A 15,990-nucleotide genomic window follows, 5' to 3' on the forward strand; every position below is an offset into this window, starting at 1 on the left:
GTAAGGCAATATTAACCACATCACCACTTGCCCAAACACGGTCGATACTGCAATAACCGTTAACATCATTTTTTACAGCTGCCTTTTTCCCATTCACCATAACCGTCATTTTTTCTTGCCCTACCCAGGCAGGTTTACGGAAATGTAAAGCAAAACGCTGTTTGTTTTTCAAACTAAATTTGAGCGTAGTATTTTCAGCATCAGGAAAAAGTGTTTGCTGTGTAAGCTGAATGCCTTTCTCCTTCCAGTTTAAGGTAGAAGGAATAAAAAGGTTTACATATACATCATTCGCGTTATGTGCGTAAATCAGCTCGCCATATTTCCCATGGTTCTCCAGTCCAGAGCCTACACAACACCAAAAACTCTCCTGCGGACTCGAATAGGTGCGGTAATGCCCCGGGCGCATGGGCGTAAAATACACAAAACCACCTTCCGGCCTTTGCGAAGTAAGAATATGGTTATAGAGTGTGCGTTCGTAATAATCGAGATAAGTATTAGCGGGAGCAGCCAAAAACAGCTGTTTGGTAAGCTTTAGCATGTTATAAGAATTGCAGGTTTCGGGTCCTTCGCGCGATTCTGTCATAGATGAAAAATCATTTGCCGGATGAAAATGCTCACGTACACTGTTCCCCCAATGGCTACGGTGCGATGTTCTACAACTGTTTTCCAGAAAAAGTTAGCTGCTTTAGCCCATGCAGTATCTTTATCCAGTAAAGCGATCTGCTCAAAACCAATTACTTTGGGATCTGCGTATTGGCATGTAAGCCATTTAGCGCATCGGTATTTTTTAAAAGCGGTTTAAGGATAGACTGATCTGAAAACCGCCTCGCTAATTTAAGATACTTTTGATCGCCGGTTATGGCATACACATGTGCAAAAGTTTCGTTTAAACCACCATGCTCGCTCTTAAGAAGCTCCTGCACCTGCTGATCAGATAAATTAGCCACCAAATCAACACACCAGTCGGTTAATTTTACCAGCATTTGCTTGGCCTGCGCATTGCCTGCAACCGCATAGGCATCGTATAAACCTGCATAAATTTTATGGATGTTGTACAAAGGCACCCATTTGCCATTTAGTGAGAAACTAGATGACTTAATATTACCAGCCTTAATTTCTTTCCAGATTTCCTTTCCTCCCGGAATACCCGCCAGATAACCATCATCATTTCGATTCTGGCATTTGGCAAGCTCCGCAACCATATAATTCAATCTTTCCTTTAAACGTACATCACCGGTAGCGGCATACATTAACGAAATGGCCGATAAATAATGACCGCCGATATGACCGTCCAAACCGGTATTTTCCCAATTACCATACGATAGCGCTTTGGGTGTTAATCCAGCTTCTCTTAAATATGGAGCAAGCAGCCGGTCGGTATTGAGCGACAGCATATATTTTAAATCGGTTTCCTGTGCCCGCTTAAAGGGGCTTTCCAATAATTTAACTTCGCTTAAGGCAAATGGCTGTAACGCGTTTTGCCCAAAAACAGTAACCGCCGAAGAAAAAAGCAGCAATACCAATGTTATTCTCATTTTCTCCATTTGTTAATTGCCATCAGGTTTAACTACACTACTTTTCGGACTTTCGGGCCAGTGCCAGTTGTTTACATCATCTGGTTTAGCCGGATCAAACTTCGGCAGGTCATTAACTAGGTATTTCGCGATGCCCAGTTTCTGTTCCTTAATTCCTAAAATAATGCATTGTGCAATTTCGTAAGCTCCATAAGGATTAAAATGGGTATTATCGGCCAGTGCTTTATCCTGCCCCGGATAACTATTGGCCGGATAATGAACAAATGCTTTTTTAGAAGGTTCTTCGCCTAGGGCATTAAATAAAGTTGTTGTCATAGCATTCAGATCAATCAAGGCAACTTTTTCTTCGGCAGCTACCTTACGAGCCGCATTGGGGAAATCGCCCAGAGAATTTACAATTTTTCCTTCCGTCCCAAAAGACCGCCTGCTGGTAGAGGTTACCACTACAGGGATCCCGCCCTTTTGCTTCACTTCCGAAATGAAAGTCTTTATCCTTTCGGTATACGATTTATAAGCACCATCGTTTGGTCCTTTTTCTTTCTGGTCGTTGTGCCCAAATTCTATAAACAGGTAATCGCCCGGTTTCATAATGCTCAGTATCTTAGCTAAACGCCTGCTCCCTGCAAAAGAGCCTAATGTTAAACCTGATTCTGCATGGTTAGCAATGGCCACGCCGGGTTTAAAAAAGCGGGGAATCATTTGCCCCCAAGAGGCCCAGGGCTCATCATCCTGATTCACAACCGTCGAATTTCCAGCCAGAAAAACCGTTATCTGATCTTCTGCTTTGGTAATTTCGATAGCTTGCAGGGCAGTTTGGCGATCAAATTCTAAAGTCAGTTTATCGTCCCAATCCAGCTTGGTTAGTTCGCGTGGCTTTAGCCCAACAACCTGCCCACCTGCAATATTTTTATCTTTAATGTTCACCACAAAGGTTTTGCTGAGCGATTGGCCGGCAGCAGTTTTGATATTCTCGAGCATAAGTCTGCGCGACTCGGCTTTTACAGTGCTTAGCGCTGCATTTTTAGGGTCGCCAAGGGTTACAGTCACTTTATAATTCCCTTCGGGCAAAGCCACAGAAAAATAAAAAGGTTTATCACTTTTAACCAAATCGCTGGTTAAAAGATTTTTACCGTCATTTTCTTCAGCACTTACTTTTGAGTCAAAATCAAATCCATACCCCTTTTCTTTGCTGTAGTCATCAATAGGTAAAACCTGGGTATAGCCTTTGGCAACCTTGCCTGGACCGAAATCAAATTTGTAACTGGTTTTCTGCTGGGCCTGCGAAAGATTGGCCAATAGTGCTAAAACAACGAATGGTTTTATAAAATGCTGAATACTCATAATTTAAATTGATACCGACCTACCAATGGCAACCCACGGCGCACGATAGTATGATTTGAATTTGGCTAAATTAAACGTCTTATTAACGATTATAACACGAATATATAAAAACAATTTCCAATTAAACCATTAATACAGAGATCTTTTGATTTATAGTGTTTTTAATATTTATAGATACCTATAGCTTCGGAAAAAGCTAACAAACGGATCTCAACACATAATGATTAAAAATAAATAAATGTATTATTAAAACTACTTGGTGTTTTTATGGAATTTTCATATAAAAATTCCAGACAAGATATAAGTCATAAAAAATGACAAAGAAAACATAATCTACACAGACAAATCTGCAAAAACGAGAATAATCAACAATTAAGAACTTATAAAAACGCAAGCTTAAGCACTAATAAAGCAATCAATTAACAAATAAACCATACGAATTAATCAATTGATAATATTAAATCAATAACTGCTTAATTTTTAGCTTTCAAATCCTAAAAAACCTTAAAAACACATCGATTTCATTTAAACAATATACTTTCTGTTCAGAAAATTCATTTTAACCTAAAACGAAAACTTTAGTCTTTTATAATCGTTCAGTTCATTCATTCAGCTCCATTTCAGAAAATCTGACGCTGCCAATTTGTATCTTAGTCTAATTAATCATACACGCTCATTTCAACACTAAAAAGCTGAATTGCTGCGTGTTAAAGCCGGCATAAAGAACCATTATGCCGTATATAAAGTCATCCACCAAACAAAGTAGAAGATTCAAATCTAAAGCCATGAACAAATACGCCATTATTGGAGTAACTCCCTTCGAAATCCCTGATAGTAGATTGGTTTCCAATTTACAAAAAGCAGATTGCTTTCCGGTTCTCAGTCTTGGACATCGTATAAAAGAAGCTGAAAACGCAATTTCCTCAACTATTGCTACCGGCATCTCCGATTTTGGAGTAAGCATCAACTCGGCCGCATTAGTTAACATTGATCTACCTGCAAACGTAAGTTTGGTTATTGCACCTTTCGATCTTGCCTTAAAAAACAAAACCACAGCAAAAATCATTTATCAGGTTTTCGATCTTGAATCGGCCCGCGCAGCAGAAAAAAATGGTGCCTATGGCATTATCGTAAAAGGAAATGAAGGTGCTGGTCGCGTTGCTTACGAATCTTCTTTTGTACTTTTCCAACGAATTATCCAAGCTGTTAACATTCCGGTTTGGGTTCAGGGCGGTGTAGGTATTCATACTGCCGCTTCTTTAATAGCACAGGGTGCAGCAGGGATTATTTTAGATAGTCAGCTGGCTTTATTCCCGAATCTGCTGTACCGGAAGATTTAAAAACAGTTTGCAGCAAATTAAGTGGAACAGAAACCAAACTGATCGATAATTGCCGGGTACTGGTTCGTCCAAATTCACCAGTATTGCCAGAAGATACCGATTACAATGGCCTGCAAAAATACTTTAACGGTTATAATCTCGAAACAGATTACCTCCCAATGGGACAGGATATTGCCTTATCGATCGATTTGGTAAACAAATATAAAAAGCTCGATAAATTGGTCTTCGGCATAAAGGAAGCCATTTACGGACACATTAAACAAGCCAAAGCCATCAATGTAATCAAGGCAAACAATTCGCTTGCCCAGGATTTAAACATCACCTACCCTATTGCACAGGGGCCCATGACACGGGTGAGCGATGTTGCACCTTTTGCCAATGCAGTTTCGGAAGCTGGTGCATTATCATTCATCGCATTATCTTTATTAAAAGGCGAATCAGCCAAAAATCTGATCGAAGAAACCAAAAAGCTTGCAGGCGAAAAAACCTGGGGTGTAGGTATTTTGGGTTTTGCTCCACAGGAGCTTAGGGACGAACAGCAGGAATACATTTTAAATGCCAAACCTCCTGTTTTATTAATTGCAGGTGGCCGACCTTCGCAGGCTAAACCTTTCGAAAAGGCAGGTATCAAAACTTTTTTACATGTGCCTTCGGCCTCGTTGCTGGATATGTTTTTGAAAGAAGGTGCCAAACGCTTCGTTTTCGAAGGCCGCGAATGTGGTGGTCACGTTGGTCCCCTATCCAGTATGGTGTTGTGGGAAAAGCAGATCGAGCGTTTGTTAAAAGAAGAAAATGCAGATCAGATCAGTGTTTTCTTCGCTGGCGGAATCCACGATGCTTTTTCTACGGCTTTCATCTCGGTAATGGCTGCTCCTTTGGCGGCTAAGGGAATGAAAATCGGCGTTTTAATGGGTACAGCTTATTTATACACCAAAGAAGCGGTAAGTACTGGAGCCATTTTAGATAAGTTTCAGCAGGAAGCGATGCAGGCAAACGAAACCGTGCTGCTGGAAACTGCTCCCGGACACGAAACCCGCTGCCTGAACTCTTCATTTGCCACTTTCTTTAACGAAGAAAAACAAAAACTTCAGGCAGAAGGGATGGATAAAAAAGAAATCTGGGCAAAACTCGAGTCGCTTAATGTTGGCCGCTTGCGTATTGCAGCAAAGGGAATTGAAAGACGTGGAGATAAACTTGTAAAAATAGACGAGGCAGAGCAAACCGATCTTGGCATGTACATGATCGGTCAGATTGCACCGATGCACAAAGAAGTGATGTCACTGCTCAATCTTCATCAGGATGTAGCCGATGAAAATTATACACATATATTAAATGCATTACTTCCTTCGCCTCCGGTTAATAAAGCAAAAGCACTTGATGTGGCCATTGTAGGTATGGCCTGTATTTTCCCCGGGGCTAAAAACCTCGAAGAATACTGGCGTAACATTATTTTAGGTAAAGATTCGGTAACCGAAGTGCCCGACGAAAGGTGGAACAAAGAACTTTATTATAACCCCGATTCTACAGCCGGCGATATGTCGCATTCTAAATGGGGTGGTTTTATCCCAAGGATAGATTTTGATCCGCTCGAATTTGGTATTCCGCCACAATCACTTGCCGCTATTGAGCCAACACAACTGCTTACCCTAATGGTGGCCAAGCAGGCCATGCAGCATGCGGGTTATGCCGATGGTGGTGTAGATAACGAAAATGTGTCGGTAATTATCGGTGCCGAAGGCGGAAACGACCTTGCCAACAGCTACAGCTTTAGGGGCTATTACAAACAGATTTTTGGCGAAATGCCTGCAGAGTTAGACGCCGCTTTACCAAAAACGACAGAAGATTCGTTTCCGGGTATTTTGGCCAACGTAATCTCGGGCAGGATTACCAACAGGTTAAACCTGGGTGGTAGAAACTATACTGTTGATGCAGCCTGCGCTTCATCTCTTGCGGCAATTGACCTGGCCTGCCAGGAATTGTTTTTAGAAAAATCAGACATGGTCTTGGCCGGCGGGGCCGATCTGCACAACGGCATTAACGATTACCTGATGTTTTCGAGCACACACGCACTTTCTAAAAAAGGAAGATGTGCCACTTTTGATGCCGAAGCCGATGGAATTGCCCTTGGCGAAGGTATTGCCATGATTGTATTGAAAAGATATGATGATGCTTTACGCGATGGCGATACCATTTACTCCATTATTAAAGGTGTAGGCGGATCGAGCGACGGAAAAAGCCTGGGCTTAACAGCACCACGTAAAAACGGACAGGTAAATGCACTGGAAAGAGCTTACAGCCAGTCGGGAATCACCCCTTCGTTAGTCGGTTTGGTAGAAGCACATGGTACAGGCACTGTAGTTGGCGATAAAACTGAAATCAGCGCATTAACCGATATGCTTAACCAAGCAGGTGCAACAGCGGGGCAAACACATTTAGGCTCTGTAAAAACACAGATTGGCCATACCAAGTGCGCTGCCGGTATTGCAGGCTTAATCAAAGCATCGCTATCGGTTTACCATGGCATTAAACCTCCAACCATTAACTTAAAAACACCGAATAGCTTTTATAACGCACAAACCAGTCCATTTGCTTTCCATACCGAAGCAGGTTTATGGATGGAAGAAAAACGTTACGCAGGTGTTAGTGCTTTCGGTTTTGGCGGTACAAACTTCCATGCGGTACTCGAAAGCGCCCAAAATATTAATAATGAAAATCCGATCTTAAAATCGTGGCCATCTGAACTTTTTGTTTTCAGGGGCGATACCTACGAAGAAGCCAAAAACCGCCTTGTTTCGGTTAAAAACCTTTTAGAACTGAACGATCAGATCGAACTGAAAGATATTGCTTTTAGTTTGGCTACTGCCGATGCAAAACCAGTTCAATTAAGCATTGTAGCCAACCATGCTGAAGATTTGGTCATGAAAATCGATCTTGTTTTATCGGGCGTTGAAAGTAAAGATACCTACCTAACCAAAAAACAGGAGGGTAAAGTTGCCTTTATGTTTCCTGGTCAGGGTAGCCAGAGGGTAAATATGGCAAGAGATCTTTTTGTGGTTTTCCCCGAAATGAGAAAACTATTGAAAGCTTATCCGGAGTATGAAAAGGTCCTTTTCCCCAACACGGTATTTAACGATGTCGATGCCAAAGTACAAAAAGAGCAGATTAAAGATACCCGCATGGCCCAGCCACTGTTGGGGATTGTAGACCTGGCCATTGCCAACTTTTTACGCTCGTTGGGTATTGTGCCCGATATGGTTGCCGGCCACAGCTATGGCGAATTGCCTGCACTTTGTTTTGCCGGAGCTTTCGAAGAAGAAGCTTTGGTGCATCTTAGTGCCAAAAGGGCTGTAGCTATTTTGAATGCGGTCGAGAACGGCGATCCAGGTACCATGCTTGCCGTAAGTACCAAACAGGAAAATCTTGCACAATACCTAAACGATATTGAAGAAGTTTATCCGGTAAACTTTAATGCTCCAACACAATGTGTAATTGCAGGCAGTACCGAAGGTATTGCCAAATTAGTGACGGTTTTAAAGGATGCAAAAATATCCTTCCGTCCACTCGAAGTAGCCTGCGCTTTCCACAGTCCGTTGGTTGCAAAATCGAAGGTACTTTACCAACAGGTACTTTCGGGTGTAAACTTTAATGATCTTAAAATTCCGGTATGGTCTAACACCACTGCAAAAGCCTACCCTATTGAGGCCGCTGCTGTAAAAGAACGTTTAACCGACCACTTGATAAAACCTGTCCTTTTTGTTGATGAGCTTAGGGATATGTATGCCGCCGGAGCCAGGGTTTTCGTAGAAGTTGGCCCTGGCAAGGTGCTAAGCGGTTTAACCAAAGCCTGTATCGGTAAGGACGAAGTGATCCTGCACACCGAAGATCAGGGTCAGAACAAATTAAGCAATTTATTGGGCACACTGGCCGGCTATATGGCTACCGGCCGCGAAATTAAACTCGAAAAATTATTCGAAGGCCGTTCAGTTAAAACGATCAAACTGGATGAACCTTCCAATTATAAAAAAAGTCCGGCTATCTGGTATGTGAACGGTCAACACGCTGTTCCGTCAACAGGTAAACTTCCGGCAAATGGTGCATCACCTATTACTAAACCGATTACCCTTATGAACAACACCTCTACCCAAACTGAAAATCAACAGGCTAATGGCTCGGCCAAAGACCTGATGATGCAGGAATACCTGCACAGCATGAAAATGCTGATTCAGGCACAACGCGATGTTATGCTTTCCTTTTTAGGGCAGGCACCTGCAATGCCGGCGCAGATCATCAATCAACCCTTAACATCATACCAAACATCTCAACCCGTACGGATTGAAAACCAGATCACGATAAAACAAGAGGTACCCCAGGCACAAGCTATTGAAGTAATAGCCCCTGTAATTGCAGCAAAAGACCTGAAACTGGTGCTTTTGCAGATTGTAAGCGATAAAACCGGCTATCCACAGGAAATGCTGGGTATGGAAATGGATCTTGAAGCCGATTTAAGTATTGATTCCATCAAACGTGTAGAAATTATCGGTGCATTACGTACCGAACTGGGTGGTTTCTCTCAGCTAAACCTTCCGGAAGATAAAATTATGGAACAGCTTGCCGGACTGAAAACTTTGAGCAGTTTGGTAAATTGGATTACCGAAAATACTGCGCAACCAACAGCTGTTAGCACGCCAGCTCCTGTGACTCTGCCTGCAAGCCTGACAGAGCCAGCAAAATTCTCGATTGATCAGTTAAAGTCGGCCATTCTGGATGTGGTAAGCGAAAAAACAGGTTATCCTAAGGAAATGTTGGGCATGGATTTAGATCTTGAGGCTGATTTGAGTATCGATTCGATCAAAAGGATGGAAATTATTGCTTCATTAAAAGAAAAAATCGGTTTTGGTGCCCAAAGCGAACAAGCTGATGATTTAATGGAAAAACTGGCGGCAATTAAAACATTAAATGCCCTGGTTAACTGGATTGCAGATGTTGAAGCGGAAAGCTCGGAGGTGCTTACCGAAGCAAAAAAGCTTATTGAGGAGAGCATCGATGATCAAACCGTTAAAGAAAAATTATCGCGTTTGAGATTTGAGCTTACTCCTGCGGCCTTAACGGTTACCGAAGCCGCCATTTTAAAAGGACAACGTTTTGCCTTAACAGATGATGGTGGCGGACAAGCCATCAAAATCAAAAAGCTTTTAGAAAAACATGGTGCCATTGCCGATGTAGTCAATTTCGAAGATCCTTTGGACGGCTATCAGGGACTCATCATCATGAACATGTTCGAAGCGCAAAAGAAATCAGGCATCCTGGATCATTTTGCAACCATTAAAAAACTCAATTTTGATACTGTTAAATGGGTGTATCTGATTGCTGATACCAAGCGCTATTTTAACGACCAGTCTGATATTTCTTTCTTAAGGAATTACCAGGGTTATTCGGGTTTCTTTAAAAGCCTGGATCGCGAGTATGAGCATACCAAATGTCGTTTCATCAGTCTGGAAACCAAAATGTCGGCCGATGAAATTGCCAACATGGCGCTGAACGAAATTTTAAACCCGGATAAACCTTCCGAGATTATCTACAACGACCATAAGCGTCACATCATGGAGCTGATACCAACGCAGTTAAGCACGGAAACCGATGCACACATCCATTTGGATAAAGATGCCGTGGTGATGGTTTTAGGTGGCGCACAAGGGATTACAGCCGAACTGATGATCCATTTTGCCAAAGATTATCCTTGCAAATACATCCTGGTTGGCCGTTCTGCAAATCCCATCGCCTCGGCAAATGAGGCCAGTGCTGCATTAAAAACCAAAGATGAGATCAGGCAATACCTGATTAAACAGGGAGAAATTAAAAAACCTGCAGAAATTGAACAGGAAACCAACCGTATTTATAAAAACAACCAGATTTTACGTTGCATTGCAACTTTAGAAGAAGGCGGTTCTACCGTGGTTTACGAATCGCTCGATCTTAAAGATGAAGAAGCTTTAACCCGCCTGATTAATCAGGTTTACGAAGAACATGGCCGTATTGATGGTGTGGTACACGGTGCAGGTTTACTGGAAGATAAATTGTTCCACAGTAAAACATCCGAATCATTCGGACGTGTTTTCGACACCAAAGTAACCCCACTAAGGGTGCTTGCCGAGCAATTACGACCAGAAACTCAGTTTGTAATCCTTTTCTCGAGCATTGCTTCTGTTTACGGAAATCGCGGGCAAACTGATTATGCCGCTGCCAACAGTGTAATGGACAAATATGCTTGGGCCTTGAAACAGAAAATACAGGGTAAGGTAATGGCCATTAACTGGGGTCCGTGGAAAGGTGCAGGTATGGTTTCGCCAACTTTGGAGAAAGAATACCAGCGCAGGGGAATTGCACTGATCCCACTACAGGATGGAATGGAAACTTTCCTTAACGAACTAAAATATGGTAAAGAAAGCCAGGTATTAATCATGGCTGGAAACACCTGGACATAGTTATTCCCAAAGCGAACAAGATGAAAAAAAGCGACATAGCAATTATTGGAATGTCATGCATTTTTCCGGGTGCGAAGGATATACAAACCTTTTGGGAGAATATCATCAACCGGGTAGATGCTACGCAACAGGTTCCGGCCGATCGGATTGATCCGGTACATTTCGACAAAAACCTGGGGGCGTTGATCGTTTTTACTGCAATCGTGGTGGGTTTATCCCCGATCATCAGTTCGATCCGCAGCGCTTTGGCATTTTACCATTAGCGGTTGAAGGTACCGAACCCGATCACCTGCTAACCCTCGATCTGGTTCACCAGGCACTCGAAGATGCAGCGGTATTCGAAAAAAAATACTCCCTCGATAAAACAGGGATCATCATTGGCAAAGGTAATTACGTAGGTCCGGGGGCAACCCGTGCCATCGAAATTGTGCGCACAGGCGAGCAGATTTCGAGCATACTGAAAGATCTGATGCCCCAATTGAGCGAGGCTGAAATAGAAAAGGTAAAACACGAATTCCAGTTGCGTAAAGGCCGTTTCAGCGCCGATACTGCCATGGGATTAATCCCTAATTTAGTGGCTTCGCTTGTAGCAAACCGGCTTAATTTAGGCGGTTTGGCCTTTACTTTAGACGCAGCCTGTGCCAGTTCGCTCATTGCGGTTGATCATGGCGTGCAGGAACTGAATAGCGGCCGTTGCGATATGATTATTGCCGGCGGTGTACATTTGGGTCAGAATGCTGCTTTCTGGAGTATTTTTTCACAACTGGGTGCTTTATCCAAACAAGAAAAAATCAAACCTTTCGATCAAAATGCCGATGGCTTGATTATTGGTGAAGGCTGTGGTTTTGTGGTGCTTAAACGCCTCGAAGATGCTATCCGCGACCAGGATAAAATTTATTCGGTGATTAGAGGCGTGGGCATCAGCAGTGATGGCAGCGGAACCAGTGTAATGAGCCCCTCGGTTAAAGGCCAGTTAAAAGCCATTACCGAAGCATGGAAAAATGCCGGACTGGAAAGTAAAAATATAGGCTATTTAGAAGCCCATGGTACCGGTACTCCACTTGGCGATAAAACAGAAGTAGAAACCCTAAAACAGTTTTTTGGTCAGGATGCTGATCTTCCAAAGGCTGGTATCGGTTCCGTTAAATCGAATATCGGTCATGCCATGCCTGCAGCAGGAATTGCCGGTTTGATTAAATCGAGTTTAGCACTGTATCACGGCATCATCCCTCCTACTTTACATTGTGATGAGCCCCTCGCGCAACTGGCAGAAACCCGTTTTTCTGCTGTACAGAAAGCTGCCGACTGGAACCAATCGGGTTTACCAAAATTAGCGGCCGTAAATGCCTTTGGTTTCGGGGGATTAATGCCCATGTGGTATTAAGCGCTTATGATAGTCCTAAAAAAGATGAGGTTTTGGTAATTGCAAGGTCAAATCATGAAAGCTTGATCCAATCGCTCGAAAATGGCGATTATAGCATCGGGCAGGGTAATTTCCGCTTGGTACTGTTCAACCCGAGCGAAGAAAGGATCAAAAAAGCCTTAAAAATTGTAGCTAAAAATTCTCCATGGAGAAATAAACAGGATATCTGGTACACCAATTCGCCTTTATTGGCCAACGATGGCAAAATAGCCTTCGTTTTTCCGGGTTTAGACGGGCTTGCCGGTGGCGAAATTAAATCGGTAGCCGATTATTTCAACATCAATATCGATGAGAACGACAAACAGGATGGACTTTTAAGCGAGGCGCTCAATATCCTGAACAAAAGCAGCGTTTTAGACCAGGCCTTAAAACAATTGGGTGTTAAATCGGATATGAACGCAGGCCACAGTCTTGGCGAATGGCTTGCAGCAAGATCTTCAGAATTGGCAGAAGAAAGTTCGGTAATGAATTTACTGAATGTACTTAACCCCGAAACTTTTGAACTTAAAGATTCGCGCTTTATTGCCGTTGGTGCTGGTTTGGCTACCCTTCAACCCATTATAGAAAGTATCACTGATTTATACCTCTCGAATGATAACTGCCCGCAACAGGTAATTCTTTGTGGCAGTAAAAATGCGCTTGATGAGCTGGTGCCGATATTAAAAGCGAAACAGATTTTTCATCAGATCCTGCCTTTCCAGTCGGGTTTCCACTCACCATTTGTGGCCGATAAACTGGGATTGATCCTCGAGGGCATGCAGGATATGCAGTTCAGGAAAACCACAACGCCGCTTTGGTCGGCTACTACCCTGGAAACTTATCCGAGGGTTTCGAAGCCATCCGTCAGTTAAGTGCCGAACACCTGATTAAACCCGTGCGTTTCCGCGAACTTACCGAAAAACTGTATGCAGAGGGTGCACGTGTATTTATCCAGGTAGGCTCGGGTGGTTTGGTGGGCTTTATCGACGATACTTTAAGGGGCAAAGATTTTAGCACCATTAGTGCCAACGTGCCCATCCGTTCGGGCATTACGCAATTGCAAAGGGTTTTGGCTGCACTTTTTGTCGAAGGGAAAGAAATCGGGCTTCATTACCTGGGCAACATTAAATCAACGCCACCGCAAAAAAACAAAGGTATTAAGCTCGAACTCGGTTCGCCAATTATCCATAACCTGCAAACGCTTAAAGGTTTAACCATTAAGCAAGCTCAGCCAGCACAACCTAAAACTTTTGTAGAAGCTAAACATCCCGTTTTACAGGCTTTTAATGAAAATGTGATGGAAATGATCAACATGCAGAGCGAAATGATCGGGCTTTTCGAAAATGCTGCGTTTCAGGTTGATCAGCCAGTTAATTGGGCACCAGCCACGCCGGAAAAACCAGTCAGACAAGCATTCAGCAAAACGTTGGATGTAAGTTTGGAAAACTGCCCTTACCTTATCGATCACTCGCTGTTGAGGCAGCCAAAAGGTTGGCCAACCGTAGAAGATATGGATCCGGTGATTCCGATGACCATGATTTTTGAAGTATTTGCCGAAATAGCCAATGCGCAATCGCCCGAAGAAAAAGTGCAAAAAATTATGAATATGCGCGTTTTCCAATGGATGAATGTTGTTAAACCTTTTCAGGAAACCGTAACCGGCGAGTGGAAAGACGAACAAAGGGTTTACCTTAACCTTGAACGTTTTGCCAATGCAGAAGTACAGCTTGCAGCACAGTTAAGTCCTGCTCCAAACCGGAATTTCGACATCGGAAGGTTATTGGATATCGACCGTACATCCGAACAGATTTACGATGCACACATGTTCCACGGACCAGATTACCAGGGTATCAAAAAACTAGTCGCTGTTGGCGAAAAAGGAATTACCGGTATTATCGAAGCTGCAGGAGGAAAAGGTTCTTTATTGGATAACGCCGGTCAGTTGTTCGGTTTGTGGTTGCAGCTCACTTTAGAAAAAGACCGCATTGCTTTTCCTGTTAAAATTCAGGAAATAGAATTTTTCGGTGATATGGCCGATCAGCAAGGCACTTTCGAATGTACCTGCGTGCTAACCGAAATCAATGATGAATTTGCCACGGCCGATATCGTGATGAAAAGGGATGGTATTACCTGGTTGATTATTTCGGGTTGGCAGAACCGCAGGCTCGAAATAGACGAACCGCTTTGGAATGTATCCATGTCGCCACTACACAACCGTTTATCAGAAGAAGTTGCACCTGGTGTTTTTCTTTTCGGTAACGCTTACACACGTGTGGTATCATGGGATTTTATCCTGAAAAGGTACTTCAACCAAACGGAAAAGAAACATCACAACAACCTTTTGCCCAATAAAAGAAGAACCTGGATGATCAGTCGTGTGGCTGCAAAAGATGCGGTAAGGAATTTACTGAATACGCAGAAAAACCAGGCCTGCTACCCGATTACCTTCGAAATTTATTCAGACGAACACCGCAAACCTTATGTTAAAGGTGGTTTAACGGATGATATCAACATTTCTATTGCGCATAAAGGCACCGATGCCGTTGGCATAGCCCGCTTTAACGAACCTGTTGGCATCGATATCGAACATATAGAAGAACGCAGCGCAGGTTTTTTTAATCTTGTTTTTAATGAGCATGAGATGGCCCTGCTGCAAAACCGCGACAAAATTGAATGGGCAACCCGTTTTTGGGTAGCCAAAGAAGCTTATGGAAAATACCTGGGCAAAGGCTTACAGGGCAACCCCAAAGCCTATACCGTAACGGAAGTAAACGGCGAAGAATTACGCATTAATAACACTACAATTAAAACAATCAAACATAAAAACTATATCATCGGATGGACACTATAGCAACTACGAAACTGAGCAGCGAAGAAATTTTCGACCTCATGAAAAAATTTATCACTGAAGTAATCGGCGAAGAATTTGTTGAAGAAATGGATATCACCCCCGAAAGTTCTTTCACCAAAGACCTCGAAATGGACAGCATTGAAATTGTATCCTTTTCCGAAAAAATCAAAGCACATTTTGGTGAACAGATCGATTTTACGGGCTGGTTATCGTCAATGGATTTAGATCAACTGATTAACTTAAATCTGGGTATGATCATCTCTTATATCGAAGAATGCCAGTCATAACGGTAAACGGCAAATCGGTTCATATTCAGGAGCTCAACAAAGGGGCTGCCGAAACCATCATCCTCATTCACGGGATGTTCAGTAACCTTTCTGTCTATTATTTTAATATCGCACCGCTGCTGGCCACAAAATATCATGTGGTACTTTACGACCTGAAAAGTCATGGTATGAGCGAAAAAACATTGCTCGGCTATGATCTCGAAAGCATGACTAACGATTTGCTTGCACTTATGGAGGAATTAAACCTGCAGCAAGTGCATTTGGGCGGTTATAGTTTTGGCGGATTGATAGCCTTAAAAATGGCTATCCGTTTTCCGGAGCGTATTAACAAACTGGCCGTAATAGAGGCGCCCGATCCAAACGATGATAAAACAAGGGGCATTATTGACGAGTACAGCCGCGAGTTTCTTGAACATTACGTCGAAAATTTTACCGATACCACCAGAGTTAAAATGGGCAAAAGACAGATGGAACGCAACCACCGCATGTACGAATACCTTTTTTATCAAACTTCGATCAAAACCGATATGGAGCTTGAAAAAGACTTTTTCGGCACCCCGGCAATCGGAACCATAAAATTAACTACCCTATTACTGTATGGTACCGATTCTAATTGTTTAAATGCAGGAAAGCACCTTGATGAGCTGATTGAAAATGCAGATTTAATTGCCGTTCCGGGCGATCATAATATCCCAATCCAACAACCATTAGTTATTGCAGAAGCATTATTAAACTTCTTCCAGGAAAAATAA

General features: G+C 42.8%; 9 protein-coding genes and 1 pseudogene. 8 read left to right on the forward strand and 2 right to left on the reverse strand.

Annotation, left to right across the window (positions count from 1 at the left end; genetic code table 11):
- Window positions 1–55: 55 nt before the first annotated feature.
- Window positions 56–1,544 (reverse strand): annotated as a pseudogene (locus tag G7074_RS27830) (glycoside hydrolase family 127 protein); the annotation flags it as partial.
- A 3-nt stretch (window positions 1,545–1,547) separates the two neighbouring features.
- The gene (locus G7074_RS02685; protein ID WP_166206733.1) at window positions 1,548–2,876 is read right to left on the reverse strand and encodes a rhamnogalacturonan acetylesterase; all 1,329 of its coding nucleotides are present in this window, start codon (window positions 2,874–2,876) and stop codon (window positions 1,548–1,550) included.
- Between the two features lie 785 nt (window positions 2,877–3,661).
- Between G7074_RS02685 and G7074_RS26475 the strand changes: the two genes are divergently transcribed.
- The 8 genes from G7074_RS26475 (at window position 3,662) to G7074_RS02705 (ending at window position 15,990) form a co-directional block, all read left to right on the forward strand.
- Entirely contained in the window at window positions 3,662–4,216 is a 555-nt protein-coding gene (locus G7074_RS26475) for a hypothetical protein (RefSeq protein ID WP_205944146.1), read from the forward strand.
- Window positions 4,217–4,560: 344 nt separating this feature from the next.
- Window positions 4,561–10,698 carry an SDR family NAD(P)-dependent oxidoreductase gene (locus G7074_RS02690; protein WP_370526637.1) on the forward strand — a complete coding sequence of 2,046 codons (6,138 nt, stop codon included), beginning with the start codon at window positions 4,561–4,563 and terminating at the stop codon, window positions 10,696–10,698.
- 20 nt (window positions 10,699–10,718) lie between these two features.
- The gene (locus G7074_RS27515; protein WP_205944148.1) at window positions 10,719–10,961 is read left to right on the forward strand and encodes a beta-ketoacyl synthase N-terminal-like domain-containing protein; all 243 of its coding nucleotides are present in this window, start codon (window positions 10,719–10,721) and stop codon (window positions 10,959–10,961) included.
- Window positions 10,913–12,082 (forward strand): polyketide synthase, encoded by a 1,170-nt coding sequence (locus G7074_RS27520; protein WP_205944193.1) that lies wholly within the window; start codon window positions 10,913–10,915, stop codon window positions 12,080–12,082. The genes G7074_RS27515 and G7074_RS27520 overlap by 49 nt, the downstream gene beginning before the upstream one ends.
- The gene (locus G7074_RS26490) at window positions 12,073–12,972 is read left to right on the forward strand and encodes an acyltransferase domain-containing protein (RefSeq protein WP_205944149.1); all 900 of its coding nucleotides are present in this window, start codon (window positions 12,073–12,075) and stop codon (window positions 12,970–12,972) included. The genes G7074_RS27520 and G7074_RS26490 overlap by 10 nt, the downstream gene beginning before the upstream one ends.
- The gene (locus G7074_RS26495; protein ID WP_205944150.1) at window positions 12,915–14,951 is read left to right on the forward strand and encodes a 4'-phosphopantetheinyl transferase superfamily protein; all 2,037 of its coding nucleotides are present in this window, start codon (window positions 12,915–12,917) and stop codon (window positions 14,949–14,951) included. The genes G7074_RS26490 and G7074_RS26495 overlap by 58 nt, the downstream gene beginning before the upstream one ends.
- Window positions 14,939–15,238 (forward strand): acyl carrier protein, encoded by a 300-nt coding sequence (locus G7074_RS02700; RefSeq protein ID WP_124560137.1) that lies wholly within the window; start codon window positions 14,939–14,941, stop codon window positions 15,236–15,238. The genes G7074_RS26495 and G7074_RS02700 overlap by 13 nt, the downstream gene beginning before the upstream one ends.
- Window positions 15,226–15,990, forward strand: a complete 765-nt coding sequence (locus G7074_RS02705; RefSeq protein WP_166206736.1) for an alpha/beta fold hydrolase — start codon at window positions 15,226–15,228, stop codon at window positions 15,988–15,990. Before G7074_RS02700 ends, G7074_RS02705 begins: the two co-directional genes overlap by 13 nt.

It is taken from the genome of Pedobacter sp. HDW13 (genome assembly GCF_011303555.1).
GTDB lineage: Bacteria > Bacteroidota > Bacteroidia > Sphingobacteriales > Sphingobacteriaceae > Pedobacter.

What these genes read in the sequence shown, in the direction of transcription:
- G7074_RS02685 (WP_166206733.1), bottom strand. Translation starts at nt 2,876, where the DNA reads ATGAGTATTCAGCATTTTATAAAACCATTCGTTGTTTTAGCACTATTG.
- G7074_RS26475 (WP_205944146.1), top strand. Translation starts at nt 3,662, where the DNA reads ATGAACAAATACGCCATTATTGGAGTAACTCCCTTCGAAATCCCTGAT.
- G7074_RS02690 (WP_370526637.1), top strand. Translation starts at nt 4,561, where the DNA reads ATGACACGGGTGAGCGATGTTGCACCTTTTGCCAATGCAGTTTCGGAA.
- G7074_RS27515 (WP_205944148.1), top strand. Translation starts at nt 10,719, where the DNA reads ATGAAAAAAAGCGACATAGCAATTATTGGAATGTCATGCATTTTTCCG.
- G7074_RS02700 (WP_124560137.1), top strand. Translation starts at nt 14,939, where the DNA reads ATGGACACTATAGCAACTACGAAACTGAGCAGCGAAGAAATTTTCGAC.
- G7074_RS02705 (WP_166206736.1), top strand. Translation starts at nt 15,226, where the DNA reads ATGCCAGTCATAACGGTAAACGGCAAATCGGTTCATATTCAGGAGCTC.